The organism is Actinoplanes sp. NPDC051388, from assembly GCF_055586225.1.
Map to the genome: position 1 here is coordinate 148364 of NZ_JBVJIP010000011.1, position 16336 is coordinate 164699.

The window sequence follows — 16336 nt, forward strand, 5'->3', positions numbered from 1 at the left end:
CAAGAAATGATCTACCCAAACCCCGATTCAGTACTGACTCCGTGCTGCCACGGAGGGCCGCCCCGGCCACCGTGCCTACCTTGGCGGACATGACAAAACAGCATCCGATGAACACCGCAACGGAACCGAGCGTCTCGCCGGGCACCGAACTGCCCCTGTGGCGCCTTCAGGTACTGCGGCTCGGCTATCTGATTCTCGGCGGTGGCCTAGCGGTGTACAAATGGCCTCTGCTTGTCCGGCACGACAGTCCGTGGCCGCTGATGGACAGCGTCGTCACCTGCATCCTCGTGGCGATGTCACTCCTGGCACTGCTCGGCCTGCGATACCCCCTGCAGCTCCTGCCGATCCTGCTGTTCGAGGTGGCCTGGAAGCTGATCTGGCTCGGCGTCGTTGCGCTGCCGCTGAGCCTGGACCACGCGATGGATCGCAGCGCCCGCGAGCTGACCAACGAGATCCTCTGGGTAGTCGTCATCCTCGCCGTCATTCCGTGGCGATACGTCTTCTCGCACTACCTGGCCAAACGCGGTGACCGGTGGCGGTAGTCGCCGCGGCGGCTCGGGACGTGATCCAACCTCGTCACACCGGCCGACCACCCCGCCCTCGCGGTCGTTCCCGTGTGGCCGGGACCAGGGCGAGCGCCGGTATCAGCACGACCGGGACTACGAGCAGGCTTGCTAGCACGCCGATGTGGTCGCCGAGCATCCCGACGAGTGGAGGACCGGCTAGGAACGCGGTGTAGCCGAGGACCGCCACGACGCTGACCCGGGCGGGGGCGAGGTGCTCGTCATCGGCGGCCGCGCTCATCCCGACCGGAAATCCAAGTGACGCGCCGAGCCCCCAGAGAGCGACGCCGCCCAGCGCCAGCAGCCAGTGGTCGGCGAGCACCGCGATCACTGCGCCGGCGGCGGCCAGCACCATGGTGGCGAACAGCACCGGGACACGGCCCCACGCGTCGAGCGCCACCGTGCCGACGGTACGCCCGATCGTCATTGCCGTCACGAACACGGCAAGCGCCGCCGCGCCGGTCGCTTCGCCGGCGTCGTGTCCGTCGACGAACGCGACTGCCAGCCAGTCATTGGCCGTCCCTTCGGTAAACCCCATGATGAGAACCAGCAACCCGACGAGCAGAGTGCGCGGCTCCCGCCATGCCGCGAGCACACGCCGGCGGGTATCCGGCCCCCGCACCGCAGTGTCTGACGGGGAGAGCAGGAACGAGCGGACCGCCACCACGGTGCCGACGAACATGACGGCCGCAGCAAGAGCCAAGTGCACGGTGATTGGTACGCCGGCTCGTGCGCACCCGGCCCCGGCGAGCGCACCGCTCACTGTTCCCAGGCTCCAAGCTGCGTGAAAACGCGGCAGGATGGTCCGTCCGAGCCGGCGCTCCACCGCGGCTCCCTCGACATTCATGGCCACCTCGCACGCGCCGCAGCCGCAGCCCAGAGCGAACAGACCGAGCCCGACCAAGACCGGCGACCCGGCGGGGCCGGCGCCGATACCGACCACCACCAGCCCGGCCGAGGCGAGCGTCGTCGCAGCCGCAACCGTGCGGGAGTTGCCGAAGCGCTGCGCCACCACGCCGGCTACAGGCAGCGCCAGCAAGGACCCGGCGGATAACGCCAGCAGCAACAACCCCAATCGTCCCGGGCTGAACCCCAACGCGTCGCGAGCCGCCGGAATCCGGGCGAACCACGACGCCAATGCCACACCGTTGAGCCCGAACACCATTGCCACCGCCGTGCGGGCGGCGAGCACCTGCCGCCCATCAGCGGGCCTGCCGGCGTCGTTCATGGCGGAGGTCGCGGCATCCATGTCGACGATCGCACCCCTGAGAGCGTTCTCACTTCAAGCGCGGCGACCGGTCGAGGTACATAATCCTGGGTATTGACACTCACGGGAGGACGCGATGACCGCGCCAGGGCCGCGCCGAGCGACGCTGAACGACGTCGCCCGCGCGGCCGGCGTCTCCCGGGCCACGGCATCGCGAGTCATCGCAGGGTACGGGGCAGCATCACCGGCCGCCCGTGCCCGCGTCAGCACGGCAGTCACCCGCCTCGGCTACACACCGGATGCGGCCGCCCGGGCACTGGCCAGCCGGGCCGGCTACCGGCTTGTCATCGCCGTTACCGGGGTGACACCGACCGTGCTCGACGATCCGTATGTCGATCGCCTCGTCAGCGCGACGGCCCAGGCCTGCACCCCGCACGGCATCGGAGTGGCCCTGCAATGGCTACCACTGCACGCTGCGGGCGAACTGCACCGTTTGGGCGAGGACCGCAGCGTCCGCGGCGTGCTCCTGGTCGACGCGACCGACGAGGTTCTGCGAGCCGTTCCGAACGCACTGACGGAGCGGATCGCCTCAATCGGCGTTGGCTCCCCAGACGTCCCGTCATTCGACGTCGACAATGCACGGTGCACCACGACCATGGCGCGATACCTGCACGCCTCCGGCCGGCGCCGGATCGCGATGATCTCCGGCCCATCCTGGCTGCCCTGCACTCCACACAGGATAGATGCCTTCCAGGCCACGATGCGCGCCGCCGGGCTACCCGTCCGGATCGTGCATGGCGACTTCACCGCCTCCAGCGGCAGCGCCGCGACGCTCGCAGCGCTGCGCCGCTGGCCCGACACCGACGCCGTGCTCGCCGGAAGCGACGCCATGGCACTGGGCGCGATCGCCACGCTGCGCCGACACCACCGCAGCGTGCCCGCAGACGTCGCCGTCACCGGCTTCGACGACATCCCGTTCGCCGCACTCAACACACCAGCTCTCACCACCGCAAGTCACCCCGTCGAACGCATCGCCGGCGACGCGGCAACCGCTGTGCTCAACGGCCGCCGAACACGACTCACAACCGTGTACCCCTCGACACTCATACCCCGCGAAAGCGCCTGACCGGCTCCATCACGCTCCGCTCTCTGCCCGCGGATGGTGTCCAGGTTCTGATCAGGGTCCCGGCAAAGTCGTTAGGTGATGCCGAGCAGGCCCATTCCACGGTATGTGGGTCGACGGCGGACGGGTTGGCAGGGAGCGTGATCGGCAGGGAGCTGGATCGGTAGGGCGTTCGAGAGGCGCGCGGCGAACGCTCAGAAGAAGGGGGTCGCGGCGGCCGAGGTGGCGTCTATGGATCTTTCCGGGATGGGGTTCGGCCGTGTCATGGCCGTGCGGCTCTTGATCGAAAGTGGTGGCGACTTTTGCTGCCGCGCCGGCGCTGTAGCGACGAAAGGTCGCCTCCACTGTGTCGTCGGCGATCTATGGGAGCCCGTCGTCACCGGAGATCGTGCGACTTCATGATCGTCTACCATAGTCGATCTTCGGCGAGATCCGCGAAACCCTGACCCCGCAAGCCGTTTTTGTTCGGAAGTGCAGGTCGAGTAAGTGGAACTGCCATCCTGTGCAAAATACGATGGCACTCAGGGTGTGAGGCCAGGAGACTCACGGAGTGGGAGTGCGGGGGATTGCACTGCGACCAGCCCGCCATCTGCTGGCAGCCGGGTGTCAACGTATCGCGCACGGTGTACGCCGGTCGCGCATGGGGTGTGCTATTGCGGACGGTGGGAGGGCACAAGCAGGTGAAGGCAGCGGAGGCGCGGCGTGCGGTGGATGCAGCGATATCGACGGTCTCATCGCTCGGCTTGACGGTCGATGACGCGGTCGTTCTCAGCGACTCCTACCGGCTCGTCGTCCACCTGACGCCGTGCGACGTCATCGCGCGAGTCACACTCTTGACGCATTCCGCGAGCGCGGAGCGAGAAGTCGAGCTCGCGCAGCGGCTCATGCAGACGGACAGCCCGGTCGCCGCGCTCGAGGCTCGGGTCGGGCCACGCGCCTTCGTGCGTGACGGCTTCAAAATCACCATGTGGACCTACTTCGAGCCTGTGCAGTGTCGAGTGCTTCCGCCGGCCGACTACGCGCAGGCGCTTGAGCGTCTTCATGCCGGCCTGCGGCAACTCGATTTCACGACACCGCACGTCATGGATCGCATCGCGGCTACCCAACGAGACGTTGCCAGCCGTGACGTCACTCCCGAACTCGCCGATGCGGACCGGGCGCTACTCGCCGACACGCTGCGCGATCTGGGCCGGTCGATCGCCAACCGGCGCGCTCCCGAGCAGCTACTGCACGGCGAGCCGCACCCGGGGAACGTCCTCGACACGAAGAACGGCCCGCTGTTCATCGACTTCGAAAACACCGCCGAAGGACCTGTCGAGTACGACATCGCATGGGTGCCCCAAGAGGTTGCAGAGCGCTATCCGAACGCTGACGAAGACTTGGTGGGCGACTGTCGGGGGGTCGTCCTGGCGATCATCGCAACCCACCGCTGGAGCCGCGGCGACCAGCACCCCAGCGGCGGGAGGAAATCAGGATTGGCGTTCCTCAACGCTCTGCGAGACGGTCCGCCGTGGCCGGCGCTCGATGAATTCACCTGGTAGCGCCCCGCCGAATGGATCGCACAGCGGTCGCACCCCCAGGCCCGGCAAAGTCGTTAGGTGATGCCGAGTAGGGCCAGGGATCGGTTGGCGTTGCGGGCGTGGTGGCGGGTGACGGCGGCGATGTTGGTGATACCGGCCAGACGTAGTGCGCCGATGGCTGCGTTGCGGATGGTGGCCATGACTTGTGGGCCGGTGCCGGTGCGGATCTGGAATCGGTCCTCGTCGTAGGTGACGTCACGTACCCAGTGGGTCCTATTTCGATCGACCAGTGTCCGCGGATCCAGTCGGCTAGCTGCCACGGTTTGGCTTGGTGTGCTTGCAGATCGATGATGGCGTAGACGGTTTCGGTGGTGAAGTGCCTGGGTTCGTCGAGGCGGCGTCGGCGGATCTGGATTGCTTGTGCGGCGTGGGGGAATTCGATGCCGGCGGCGACGGACAGGATCTTCAGGGTGCGGATCTCTCGGCGGCCGTGCCACGTGTGGTGTCCCGGTCGGCGTCCGGGGACCTGTCGCCAAAGGAGGTCGGCCAACTGTTGGTGCAGGATGGGCTGATTGCCTTTGGCGGTAAGGATCCAGTGCGCGCCGCGACTGGCGAGGTACGCGACGTGGTCGCGTTGGCAGTGCAGCGCATCGGCAGTGATGACGACACCGCGTAGGTTGTCGAGCAGGGCGTCGAAGCGGGTGATTTCGCTGGTCTTGCTGTCGACGTCGGTGCTGGCGAGTACGACGTCGGTGGATTGGTCGGTGGCGGCCAGGACGTGGCGGGCCGCGGTGGTGCGGGTGCGTGAGCATCGCAATGTCTTGCCGTCCAACGCGATCGCCTGCCTGGACCCCGGCGTGGGTGTGGGTGTCTGTGCGGTGGTCTTTGCGGCCAGCCATCTGCCGATCGCTGCGGCGAGCAGGTCCGGGTCGACGGCCTGCAGCAGCCTGCGGATCATCGATTCGGACGGTCGTCTACCGGGGATCGATTCCCAACAGCATCGCGGTGTCGGCGGGCAGGTCCGTGATCCATTCAGCGATCGCGGTGTAAGAGCGGTAGCCGGCCACGACGGCGCAGACCGCCGCCGTGACGACCACCGTGAGGCGGCGATCAGGGATGACGGCGACGCGGGCATGAACTCACTTCGGAAGATGATCAACGGCGTAGGAACCTTGACGATCTTCCGAACCGATCATGCTCGCCCTGCTACCTCCAGCAAGGGCGCGTCTGCACCACTCAGCTCAATCCAGACACCCGGCTACGACTTTGCCGGGGCCCTGAGGTTCTGGAGGGTGTATTGACAGCCCACCTCTCGTCCGGGCGAACCGGCCTAGTTTGGGAGGCGTGGACAACCGTGACGAGGTCAAAGCCTTCCTCAGCTCCCGCCGGGCCAGGATCAGCCCGGAGCAGGCCGGCCTGACCAGCTACAACCGCAACCGGCGGGTCCCGGGCCTGCGCCGCAGCGAGGTCGCGGACCTGGCCGGGGTCAGCGTCGAGTACTACGCCCAGCTCGAACGCGGCAACCTCGCCGGCGCGTCCGACAGCGTCCTCGACGCCCTCGCCCGGGCGCTGCGGCTCGACGAGGCCGAGCGGGCACACCTCACCGACCTGGCCCGCGCGGCCGGCCCGGCCACTCGCACCCGCCGCACGGGGCCGGCCCCGCAGATCCGGCCCAGCGTCGCGCGCGTGCTGGAACTGATGACTGATGTGCCGGCTTTCGTCGGCAACGGCCGGGCTGACGTCCTCGCCGCCAATCCCCTGGCCCGGGCCTTGTACGCGCCCATGTACGACGACCCCGCCCGGCCGGCGAACCACGCCCGGTTCGCCTTCCTCGACCCGCAGGCCCGCGAATTCTGGCGCGACTGGAACCGCATCGCCTCCGACACCGTGGCCATGATGCGCACCGAAGCCGGCCGCGACCCGTACGACCGAGCCCTGACCGACCTCGTCGGCGAACTCAGCACCCGCAGCGATGAGTTCCGCACCCGGTGGGCGTCCCACGATGTACGCCTGCACCGCACCGGTATCAAACAGTTCCGCCACCCGGTGATCGGCGATCTGGACCTGCACTTCGAGACCATGCAGCTCAACGCCGACCCCGGCCTGGCCATGACCCTGCTCAGTGCCCCGGCCGGCTCGGCCGACGACGACGCCCTGCGCCTGCTGGCCAGCTGGGCGGCCGCTCGTGGCGACGTCGACACAGACTCGGATACCGCCGACCGGTGACCGCGCGACGTTTGCGTGAGGCGCCCGGAACTTGCCGGGGAAACGCGCTGGTGAACCGCGCCAGTTCCCTAGACCCCGGTCAGGTCGACGCCTGTCCTCGCATCCGGCCGGTCGCATTCATCGATGCGGGCCGGTGCGATGTGCGCGGCAGGATGAGCGTGGCCAGCATGGCGATGGCGGCGACACCGGCGCAGACGGCGAAACCGATGGTGAAGGCGTCATCGTCGGGAGCGCCAGCGATTCCGGTCCCGGCGGAGAGGATGACCGCGATGACCGCGGTGCCGATGCTGCTGCCGACCGTACGGGCAATGGCGTTGACGCCGGTCGCCTCGCCGGTGTGGTCGGCCGGGACGGCGCCGATGATGGCGTTGGGCATGGCCGCGAAGGCCAGGCCGATGCCGGCACCGGCCAGCAGACCGGAAACGATGATGTGCCACACCGCGTCATGGACTCCGGTGAGCAACAGGAACGCGGCCAGCACCGCAGTAGCGCCCAGGAGCATGGGCGGCCGGGGGCCGGCGCGGCGGACCAGTAGACCGGCGAGCGGACCGGCGAACAGCATCATCACCGTGGTGGGCAACAGGAACAGGCCCGCCCGCGTGACGGTGGTGCCGAATCCATGGCCGTGCGCCGCCGGCAGTTGGAGCAGCGTCGGCACCAGCAGGAAGGTGCCGAACATCGCGAAGCCCAGCAGCAGACCGACGAGGTTGGTGACCCAGACACCACGCAGGCTCGCGAGACGCATCGTGATCAGCGGTTCGCGGACTCTGCGCTCCACCTGAACGAATGCGATCGCACCGAGCACACCGACCGCGAGCAGGCTGACGTCGGCGACGCCGGCCCAGCTCCCGTCCTCGATGCGGGTGACGGCGAGCAACAGCGACACCAACGACACGGCCAGGATCGCGGCGCCGAGCACGTCCAGGCGGCCGGGCGTCCGCACCCGCGACTCCGGCACGCCCAGGGCCGTGCCGAGCAGGGCGATCCCGATGACGATCAGCGGAGACCAGAACAACCAGTGCCAGGACAGATGGTCCACGATCGGACCGGCAGCGACGATACCCACGCCGGCGCCGGCGCCGACCATGGCGGACAACAGGCCGATGATGACGCTGACCCGCTCGCGGGGCAGTACATCGCGGACGATGGCGATGGACAGTGGCAGGATCGCCCCGGCGGCACCCTGCACGGCGCGGGCGGCGACGAGCACCGGCAAGTTCGGTGCCAGCGCGGCCATCAGCGTGCCCACCGCCAGCAACCCCAGCACGGCCAGCAGAACTCTGCGCTTGCCGACCATGTCGCCGAGTCGGCCCAGCACCGGCGTCAGCACCGAGGCGGACACCAGATAAGCCGTGAGCACCCAGCTGACGTCCCCGGTGGAGGCATTCAGGTCGGCGGCGATCGTGGGCAGTGCCGGTGCGACCATCGACTGCAACACGGCGAACGCCAGGCCCCCCAACGAAAGGGAGAACACCACGAGGGCTGAATTCATGACGTGGCGGTCGGCTCCAGCACCCGGTCCAGCCGGATGGGCAGAGTCCGATGACGGGTGCCGGTGGCGTGCCAGACCGCGTTGGCGATCGCCGCCGCGGTGGCGGCCGTGCCGATCTCGCCGAGGCCGTTGAACCCAGACGGGTCCTGCGGTTCGTAGTCCGGCACGAAGTCGGCCTCGATGTCGGGCACGTCGGCGTGCGCGGCAATGTGGTAGCCGGCGAAGTCGCCATTGACCTGCCGGCCGGTCAGCGGATCACGGACGCTCTCTTCGTGCAGCGCCATCGACAATCCCATGATCATGCCGCCGACCAGCTGACTGCGCGCGAGCATGGGGTTGATCACCCGGCCCACCGCGAACATGCCGAGCAGCCGGCGTACGCGCACCTCGCCGGTCGCCGGGTCGACGGTCACCTCCGCGAAGACGGAGCTGTAGGTTTGCCGTTCCCGAGTCGGCTGATAGTTGATCAATGCGGCGGTGTCCACGGTGGCGGTCACCGGCCGCAACGGCTTGTCCAGGTCACCGTGCAGCTTCTTGGCGGCTTCGATGATGGCGAAGGACCAGGACGTCGTACCGCGGGAGCCTCCCGCACCCCAGGCCATGCCGAGGTCGCTGTCGCCGATCCGGATCCGGACGCTTTCCACGCCGACGCCGAGCGCGTCGGCGGCAACCGCGGTCAGGGCGGTCCGGGCGCCGGTGCCGATGTCGCTGGCGCCGACCGACACCGTGAACGTTTCGTCGGTCTCCGCGGTGATCGTCGCTGTGGACGGGAACACCCCGGCGCTGAACGAGGTGGTGGCGATGCCGCTGCCGATCAGCAACGGGCCCTCGCGCCTGGTGCGGGGGCGCCGGTCACGTCCGGCCCAGCCGAACCGTCGGGCACCCTCACGCAGACAGGCGATCAGGCGGCGGCTGCTGAACGGCAATCCCGACACGGGGGCGACGGTGGGCTGGTTGCGCAGGCGCAGCTCCACCGGGTCCAGGTCCAGCCGCTCCGCCACCTCGTCGATCGCCGACTCCAGGGCGAACGATCCGGGCGTCGCGCCGGGCCCGCGCATCGATGCGGGCGGCAGGATGTCCAGCGGTACGGCGGTGAGCTGCGTGCGGATCGCCGGCGCCGCGTACAGGATCTTGGCCTGCTCGGCGCACGCCTCGATGTACTCGGACAGCGGGGAGAGCGCGTAAGCCGGGCGGTGGTGAATCGCGCGCAGGCAGCCGTCGGCATCGGCGCCGATGCGGACCTGCTGGTCGGTCGGCGGCCGGAGCGCGGTCGCCTCGAACACCTGGTTCCGGGTCAGGACGACCCGCACCGGCCGCCCGAACCGCTCGGCCGCCATCGCAGCGAGGATCGTCTGTGGACCGCACGCTCCCTTGCCGCCGAAACCCCCGCCGACATGTTCGGAGCGGACGTGCACCCGGTCCCGGTCGATGGACCACAAGGTAGCCAGAACCTGTGAGACGCTGAAAGCTCCCTGGTTGGAGTCGACGGCATACAGGTGGCCGTCCTCCCACCACGCCGTTGTGGCGTGGGGCTCCATGGCGCTGTGGCTCTCCTCGGGCGTGCGGTACCGCTCGTCGACCACCACTGCGGAGGTGGCCAGTTCGGCGTCCACGTCGCCCGTGTCCGCCTCCGGTCCGAACGCGGTCGACGCCGGACGGGCAGCCGGATGGTCGAGGCGGAAGTCCACGTCGTGCGGTTCCACGTCGTAGGCCACCACTAGCGCTGCCGCGGCTGCCCGCGCCTGCTCGGGTGTCAGCGCCACCACGAGCGCGATCGGAAAGCCCGCGTACGGGATCACGTCGCTCTGCAAGAGTTGCAGACTGCCGTCGGGGCCGAAGTAATTACCGGCCTCTGGGTTGAGCCGGGGTGCGTTGCGCCGGTCGAGCACACCGAGCACGCCCGGCATGCCGAGGGCGCCCGAGGCGTCGAGGTCGCGCAGGCGACCCCGGGAGACGGTGGCCATGATCGCCCAACCGTGGGCCAGGTCCGGCATCGGCACGTCCGCGGCGTAGCGGGCGGTGCCGGTGACCTTGAGCCGGCTTTCGATGCGGGGACGTGGGGTGCCGACGGCACTGGTGATCTGCTCGTCACTCATCAGTCATCTCCCCGTTCCGGCGAGTTCGCTCAGCACAGCCTCGATGAGGTTCTGCGCCAGCGTCACCTTGTATCCGTTGTCACGTAACGGCTCCGCAGCGGCCAGCTCCGCCGCTGCGGCGGCCCGGAAGCGGGCGACGGTGGCATCGTCGTCGCGCAGGGCGGCTTCCGCGGCAGTCGCACGCCAGGGCCGTGACGCCACGCCGCCGAGGGCGATCCGCACGTCCCGCACCACGCCGTCGTGGACGTCGAGGGCGACCGCGACGGAGACGGTGGCGAAGGCGTAGGACGCACGTTCACGGACCTTGCGGTACCGCGACCGCCGGGCGACCGTCGAACCGGGCAAGGCGATCGCGGTGATCAGCGCGCCGGGCGGCAATGCCGTCTCCAGATCCGGCCGGTCACCGACCGGCAGGTAGAACCGCGACAGAGGGATCTCGCCGGCGCCGGCGAGCGTCTCGTAGTGCACGACCGCGTCGAACGCGGCGAGCGCCACCGCCATGTCGGACGGGTGGGTCGCCACACAGTGATCGGACTGGCCGAGAACGGCGTGATTGTGGTGCTGCCCCTCGATCGCGGGACATCCACTGCCGGGATCGCGCTTGTTGCACGGCTGCGCGACGTCGGCGAAGTAGGGACAGCGGGTCCGCTGCAACAGATTGCCGCCCATCGTGGCCATGTTCCGCAGCTGGCCCGACGCGCCTGCCAGAATGGCCTGAGTCAGCGCCGGATACCGGCGGCGAACCTCGGGGTGGGCGGCCGCGTCGCTGTTGGTGGTGGTCGCACCGATGACGAGTCCGCCGTCCGGCGTCTCGCGGAACCCGTCGAGGGGAAGATGCCGGACGTCCACCAGCCGGGTCGGCACCTCGACGCCGTCCTTCATCAGGTCGACGAGGTTCGTGCCGCCGCCGAGGTACCGGGCGCCGGCATTCTCGGCGACCCCGGTGAGCGCATCACGGACCTCGGTCGCACGCTGGTAGGCGAACTCCCTCATCCGGCCGACTCCTCGCGAGCGGCCGTCTCGAGCACCGCACGCACGATCGACGGATACGCACCGCAGCGGCACAGGTTGCCGCTCATCCGCTCGCGCACCTCCACGGCGTCCAGTTCCCGGGTGGGAACGTCCGGCGAGACGTCGGCGGTGGCCGCACTGGGCCAGCCGGCCGCGTGTTCCGCCAGCATTCCGAACGCCGAGCAGATTTGCCCGGGCGTGCAATAGCCGCATTGGAAACCATCGAGCCGGACGAATGCCTCCTGGATCGGCCGCAATTCGTCGTTCCCGGCGATTCCTTCAATGGTCGTGACGGAGGCGCCTTCGGCGGCGACCGCCAGGATCAGGCAGGACACCGCACGCCGGCCATCGAGCAGAACCGTGCACGCGCCGCATTGGCCATGGTCGCAGCCCTTCTTCGGCCCGGTCCGGCCGAGATCCTCGCGGATCGCGTCGAGCAGCGTCCTGCGGTTGTCCACGGTCAGCTGATGCGTCGTACCGTTCACGCGCAGCGAGACATCGCTGGTGATTGCGTTCGTCACTGTTTTCCTCTCGCCTTGCCGGGCGAACAAGATCTGCTGCCGAAATCATTCAATCAGTCCGCAAGCGGTACATTCTTGAACGTTCCTCGCGAACATTTGCACGATCCTGCTCGGCGGTGGGCGTTGGTCTCCGCCCGTACCGGATGGTCTCGAGAATGATCAGAACGGTCAGGATGGCGGCCAAGCCGGCCAGTCCGGCCATCGGCGGCAGCAGGACCGCGGCCGGAGCGGCCGCGAGGAGTAAGCCGGTCGCCACCACCCGCGGCAGGCTCAGCGTGCGATGCATGCGGCGCTCGAACACCAGGTGCCCGGCGAGGTAGAGGGCCGCACCGCCGAAGAGAGACAACGCGGAGAAGGCCCCCAGCGGGCGGCTTTCACCGGCGTGGGCCACCACACCTTCGACGCCCAGCGCGGTGAGCACGATGCCGGCGACGAGCGGGAAATGCCCATACGTGTAGGCGTCGACGGCCAGGCTGACCCGCGCCTGGCCACGCGCGTCGACGAGGCGGCGCTCGGCGGCGGGCGAAACCACGTCGAAGTACAACCACCACAGGCAGACCGCGGTGCCGACACCGAGGACGGCGGCGAGCACCAGTGGCACGCTGATCGGCCGACCGGCCGCGCCGACACCGATCGCGACGACCGACTCGCCGATGGCCAGGATGATGAACAGGCCATGCCGTTCAGTCAGGTGCGCCGGGCTGTGCAGCCGCCAGTTACCGCGCCGGGCGGTGAGATAGATGCCGACGGACAGCCCGCCGGGCGCGTTGTGCCACGCCTCGGGGATCGCCAGGCCCACCACGAACATCGCGGCCATCGCAACGACCATGCCCGCCCGCAGCGGACCCCGGTCGGCTCGCGAGTGATTGCCCAGCCAGGTGTAGCCGGATCAGGTGCCCCACAGCAGGGCGAGCATGATCAGCCCGCGCAGCATGCCGTTCGCGCTGTGTTCGTGCGCCAGGTAGCCGGTGGTCTGGGTGATCGCAAAGACATAGACAAGGTCGAAGAACAGTTCGAACGGCGTCGCCCGGTGACTTTCGCCGGCCGGGCGCACGCCTCCCAGTACCCTGCTTCGCCGCGCCATGCTAGGCGGGGACCAGTGCGTGCGGCCGCGCCGGGACGCGGGGGCGTCGGCAGTGGTAGGCGAACGCCGGTGGCATGTTCGCCCAGACGGTCCGGCCGGTCACGACCTCGTCGAACCGGTCGCTCAGGGACTCGCGGAGACGGCGGGCGGGTGGGGCCCAGCGGGCGAAGGTGTAGGCGAAGGTGGTGAACGCGCCGTCCGGGACGAGGGTGTCGGTGACGGCGGCGAGTAGGTCGTCCTGTTCGGGCGCGGGGAACGCCGCCCAGGGCAGTCCGCTGACGATGACATCGGCGTGCCGGTGGCCGCGTTCGGCCAGCAGTTCGGGAAGCCGGCGAGCGTCGGCCACGGCAACGTCGACATTGGAGTAGCGGGCGGCCAGGGGGTGCGCGAACCGTTCGTTGATCTCGATGGCGAGGTGGTGTCCGCGGCCGGCGAGGCGGTGCTGAATCGCGGCGGTGAATGCTCCGGTGCCGGGGCCGAGTTCGACGACCACCGGGTTGCCGGTGCGGGGAACGGGTGAGGTGATGAGGTCGGTCAGCCGGGTTCCGCTGGGGGCGACAGCGGCGACGGTGAACGGCTCGCGGAGGAACTCGCGCAGGAACGTGGCCTGGAAGCCGTGGCCGATGGTCATCGAAGGTCTCCCTATTCGTGTGCTGCCACCTGGACCTCAGTGGCAACTCCACTCTGCGTGCCACCCGTTTGATCCTCATCAGTCATTCGACTCCGACGATGCGGGCGGACGGCGGCCGTGAGGGTTAGGTCGTCTGACAGATGCGCGGCCGGTTGGCATGGCAGAGCATTCAAGACGTGACAACACCATCAGGACGGGAACACTCCGCCGTGCCGCCGACCGTGCTTCGTGCGCGCGAGGCACGGGACCGCGCTCTGCTCGTGCGCGCGCCGACCGAAAGGTCACTCGCCGAGTTCCTGAGCGCCTGCGCGGATCAGGACCGCGGCAGCGCGCGAACCATCGCGGGCCGGATCCGGCAGCTCGGCTTCGTCGGCGAGTACGACTCGCGGCACCTGAGCGTTCGGTCCCGGATCACCTTCCGGGCATTCGCCGACGGTGAGTTCGCGGGCATCGTGACGCAGAGCCTCGTGGGGGCCCGGATCCTCGTCCAGAGTCTGCAGGAGGCGGTGCGCTGGGTCGGCGACGACGATCCCTCCACGCGGCGGCTGCTGGAACGGCTGCTCGAGGAGAAGGAGACCCAGACCGACGCGCTCAGCGCGCAGTCCTCTCATCAGCAGGCGGCGAGAGCACATCCCTGAGCCCGGCGCGGGACGTCAGCCCGAGCTTGGGAAAGATCCGGTACAGGTGCGCGCCGACCGTTCGATGGGAGAGAAACAGCCGACTGGCGATCTCCTTGTTGCTCAGGCCGCGGGCGGCCAGGTGAGCGATCTGGAGTTCCTGCGCCGTCAGAACACTCGGACCCTCCGGCCGTGACTGTGGCAGCCGGTGCCCCGAGGCGCGCAGCTCGGTCTCGGTCCGGGCCAGCCACGGTGCGGCCGCCATGGCGGCGAATCCGTCACGTGCGACGAGAAGATGCCGGCGGGCCTGCACCGGCGATCGGGTACGGCGTAGCCGCTCGCCGAGCGCCAACCGGACCCGAGAGGAGTCGAACAACCACCGCTCCCCCGCCGAACTCGCCAGCAGCGCTTCCAGGTGTGTCGCCGGCGCATCGTCGTCGAGCACGAGCGCCTCCGCGCCTGCCTGAATCAGGGCCATCCCGCTCGACAACGCCCCCACATCGGCGGCACGCATCGCCTCCACGTGAGCCCTGCGCGCCGACCAGCTGCGCGGCGGCCTCGCTGCCGATCGGCTCGACGACCTGCTCGGCCAGACCCTGCCGATCGAGGAAACTCGAGGTGCCCGCTCTGGTGGACACCAACAGGCCGGCCTTGCGGTCCTCCAGCCGCCGGGCGATGAAGCCCAGCACCATGGCGCTCGCGCGATCGATCGATTGAACGTCGTCGACCACCAGGACAAGCGGTGCGTCAATGGCGAGCTCGGTCAGCAGGCGAAGCGCTGCATTGCAGACGAGCAGGACACCCGGAGGCGCGCCGGCGCCGAATCCGAGAGCGACCGACAGTGCGTCACGCGGCCCGGCCGGAAGACGCTCGAGATCCGCGTGCACCGGCAGGAGCAGCTGGTTGAGGCAGGAATAGCTGACGTCGGCTTCGAACTCCGAGCCGGAGGCGCGCAGCACCCGCATGCCGGCGGTGTGGGCCAGATCCACCGCCGCGGTCAGCAGGGCCGACTTGCCCACGCCGGGGTCCCCGCAGATCAGCAGTGCATCGCCACGATGCCGTAAACCGCCGAGAAAGCCGGAAAGCTGCTCGAGCTCAGCATGGCGTCCATAGAGTTCGTAGTCGGCCATACCTTCCTCACGTGCCGTCGCAGCCGATCATCGCGCCCGGCTCGGCTCGGCGGACGTCGAGACGACCGACGGCGTCTGCCGGGACGCTATACCGGCAAGGCAGAGTCCAGAGGATGCGGACTCACATGTCGGCAGGATCGATCAAGAGGTCGCGAGCTTTGATCAACTGCTCTGTGCTGGGCTCGGCGTGCCGGTGCCTGCGTGGGTGTGCAGGTGGATTGCGTCGAGGGTGGGTGGCCTGCCGAATTGGCGCCGGAAGTCGCGGCTGAACTGGGCGGGACTCTCGTAACCGACGCGCCGGCTGACGGCTGCGATGTCGCCGGGGTCTGCGGCCAGCAGGAGCCGGGCCTGTTGCAGCCGGATCTGTTTCCGGAACTGGATCGGGCTCATCGCGGTGACGGCATGGAAGTTGCGGTGCAGGGCAGAGACGCTCATGCCCGCCTGCTGAGCCAGTTCCTCGACCCGGAAGGGCTGCGCGTAGTTGTCGCGGATCCACCGCACCACGCGGGCGATGTGACTGAGGCTGCTGTCGGGCAAGCCGAACTGGCGGACAATGGCGCCTTGCTCCCCGGTGATCAGCCGCCAGATGATCTCGCGTTTGATCAGCGGCGCGAGCACGGTGATGTCGCGCGGCCGGTCGAGCAAGCGCAGCAGCCGGACGACAGTCTCGATGAGTTCGTCGGGAGCGTTGCTGACGGCGAGACCGGGCGGCGTGCCCTGGCCGATCTCCGGCAGGTCCTGGGAGTCCGCCTCGAGCAGGACCTCGGCGACGGCGGTCGGCTGCAGGGCCAGCCCGACGCCGAGCCCGGGCAACTCCGCGCTCACCTTCTCGAAGTAGGCGGTCACGGGCAGGTCGACCGAGGCGATGAGGTACTGCCCGGCGTGGTATTCGTACAGGCTGTCGCCGAGTGCGAAGCGTTTGGTGCCCTGGGCGACGAGAGTGAACACTTTGCCGTACGTGGTCGGCGTCGGCGGATCGGGCCGATCGGCCCGGAAAATGCGGACGTCCTCGATGGGAGTGCTCAGGTCCGGCCGTGCGTGGCGGGCGAGCAGGTCACGCAACTCGTCGAGGGGCATGGCTCCGATTAAAGCACTTGGATCGAGGCGTCTTTCCG

The 16336-nt window shown here is 69.0% G+C and carries 17 protein-coding genes and 1 pseudogene; 5 read left to right on the forward strand and 13 right to left on the reverse strand.

Annotation, left to right across the window (positions count from 1 at the left end; genetic code table 11):
- The first annotated feature begins 80 nt into the window (after positions 1-80).
- Positions 81-542, forward strand: coding sequence for a hypothetical protein (locus ACZ6TI_RS26910; protein ID WP_465347925.1), 462 nt, complete (start codon positions 81-83; stop codon positions 540-542).
- A 34-nt stretch (positions 543-576) separates the two neighbouring features.
- On the opposite strand, the gene ACZ6TI_RS26915 is transcribed toward ACZ6TI_RS26910, so the two are convergent.
- Positions 577-1812, reverse strand: a complete 1236-nt coding sequence (locus tag ACZ6TI_RS26915) for an MFS transporter (protein WP_465347926.1) — start codon at positions 1810-1812, stop codon at positions 577-579.
- Between the two features lie 94 nt (positions 1813-1906).
- Between ACZ6TI_RS26915 and ACZ6TI_RS26920 the strand changes: the two genes are divergently transcribed.
- Together ACZ6TI_RS26920 and ACZ6TI_RS26925 are read left to right on the forward strand one after the other, a co-directional pair.
- Positions 1907-2896 carry a LacI family DNA-binding transcriptional regulator gene (locus ACZ6TI_RS26920; RefSeq protein WP_465347927.1) on the forward strand — a complete coding sequence of 330 codons (990 nt, stop codon included), beginning with the start codon at positions 1907-1909 and terminating at the stop codon, positions 2894-2896.
- Between the two features lie 677 nt (positions 2897-3573).
- Positions 3574-4434 (forward strand): phosphotransferase family protein, encoded by an 861-nt coding sequence (locus ACZ6TI_RS26925; protein WP_465347928.1) that lies wholly within the window; start codon positions 3574-3576, stop codon positions 4432-4434.
- Between the two features lie 53 nt (positions 4435-4487).
- Here the strand turns inward: ACZ6TI_RS26925 and ACZ6TI_RS26930 are convergent, their stop codons facing one another.
- Together ACZ6TI_RS26930 and ACZ6TI_RS26935 are read right to left on the reverse strand one after the other, a co-directional pair.
- A complete protein-coding gene (locus ACZ6TI_RS26930; protein WP_465348088.1) occupies positions 4488-4733 on the reverse strand; it encodes a hypothetical protein in 246 nt (81 codons plus the stop codon).
- 14 nt (positions 4734-4747) lie between these two features.
- A pseudogene (locus ACZ6TI_RS26935) lies at positions 4748-5548 on the reverse strand (ISAs1 family transposase); the annotation flags it as partial.
- 209 nt (positions 5549-5757) lie between these two features.
- Between ACZ6TI_RS26935 and ACZ6TI_RS26940 the strand changes: the two are divergent.
- Positions 5758-6639 carry a helix-turn-helix domain-containing protein gene (locus ACZ6TI_RS26940; protein WP_465347929.1) on the forward strand — a complete coding sequence of 294 codons (882 nt, stop codon included), beginning with the start codon at positions 5758-5760 and terminating at the stop codon, positions 6637-6639.
- Between the two features lie 79 nt (positions 6640-6718).
- On the opposite strand, the gene ACZ6TI_RS26945 is transcribed toward ACZ6TI_RS26940, so the two are convergent.
- The 7 genes from ACZ6TI_RS26945 to ACZ6TI_RS26975 form a co-directional block, all read right to left on the reverse strand.
- On the reverse strand, positions 6719-8131 hold the full coding sequence (locus ACZ6TI_RS26945; protein ID WP_465347930.1) for an MFS transporter: 1413 nt from the start codon (positions 8129-8131) through the stop codon (positions 6719-6721).
- Positions 8128-10227, reverse strand: a complete 2100-nt coding sequence (locus ACZ6TI_RS26950) for a xanthine dehydrogenase family protein molybdopterin-binding subunit (RefSeq protein WP_465347931.1) — start codon at positions 10225-10227, stop codon at positions 8128-8130. The genes ACZ6TI_RS26945 and ACZ6TI_RS26950 overlap by 4 nt, the downstream gene beginning before the upstream one ends.
- Before the next feature lie 3 nt (positions 10228-10230).
- Positions 10231-11220 carry an FAD binding domain-containing protein gene (locus ACZ6TI_RS26955; RefSeq protein WP_465347932.1) on the reverse strand — a complete coding sequence of 330 codons (990 nt, stop codon included), beginning with the start codon at positions 11218-11220 and terminating at the stop codon, positions 10231-10233.
- Positions 11217-11747 (reverse strand): (2Fe-2S)-binding protein, encoded by a 531-nt coding sequence (locus tag ACZ6TI_RS26960; protein WP_465348078.1) that lies wholly within the window; start codon positions 11745-11747, stop codon positions 11217-11219. The genes ACZ6TI_RS26955 and ACZ6TI_RS26960 overlap by 4 nt, the downstream gene beginning before the upstream one ends.
- 61 nt (positions 11748-11808) lie before the next feature.
- Positions 11809-12576: a low temperature requirement protein A gene (locus ACZ6TI_RS26965; RefSeq protein ID WP_465347933.1), complete on the reverse strand. Its 768-nt coding sequence runs from the start codon at positions 12574-12576 to the stop codon at positions 11809-11811.
- Between the two features lie 72 nt (positions 12577-12648).
- Positions 12649-12813 carry a low temperature requirement protein A gene (locus ACZ6TI_RS26970; protein WP_465347934.1) on the reverse strand — a complete coding sequence of 55 codons (165 nt, stop codon included), beginning with the start codon at positions 12811-12813 and terminating at the stop codon, positions 12649-12651.
- A gap of 31 nt (positions 12814-12844) precedes the next feature.
- Positions 12845-13474, reverse strand: coding sequence for a class I SAM-dependent methyltransferase (locus ACZ6TI_RS26975; RefSeq protein WP_465347935.1), 630 nt, complete (start codon positions 13472-13474; stop codon positions 12845-12847).
- A 176-nt stretch (positions 13475-13650) separates the two neighbouring features.
- Between ACZ6TI_RS26975 and ACZ6TI_RS26980 the strand changes: the two genes are divergently transcribed.
- Positions 13651-14112 carry a ferritin-like domain-containing protein gene (locus ACZ6TI_RS26980; protein ID WP_465347936.1) on the forward strand — a complete coding sequence of 154 codons (462 nt, stop codon included), beginning with the start codon at positions 13651-13653 and terminating at the stop codon, positions 14110-14112.
- Here the strand turns inward: ACZ6TI_RS26980 and ACZ6TI_RS26985 are convergent.
- The 3 genes from ACZ6TI_RS26985 to ACZ6TI_RS26995 all read right to left on the reverse strand — a co-directional run bounded on the left by ACZ6TI_RS26985 (position 14066) and on the right by ACZ6TI_RS26995 (position 16283).
- Positions 14066-14356 (reverse strand): response regulator transcription factor, encoded by a 291-nt coding sequence (locus tag ACZ6TI_RS26985; protein WP_465347937.1) that lies wholly within the window; start codon positions 14354-14356, stop codon positions 14066-14068. The two genes, ACZ6TI_RS26980 and ACZ6TI_RS26985, sit on opposite strands and share 47 nt — an antisense overlap.
- A 13-nt stretch (positions 14357-14369) precedes the next feature.
- Positions 14370-15221, reverse strand: coding sequence for an ATP-binding protein (locus tag ACZ6TI_RS26990; RefSeq protein WP_465347938.1), 852 nt, complete (start codon positions 15219-15221; stop codon positions 14370-14372).
- Positions 15222-15383: 162 nt separating this feature from the next.
- Entirely contained in the window at positions 15384-16283 is a 900-nt protein-coding gene (locus ACZ6TI_RS26995) for an AraC family transcriptional regulator (protein WP_465347939.1), read from the reverse strand.
- Between the last annotated feature and the right edge of the window lie 53 nt (positions 16284-16336).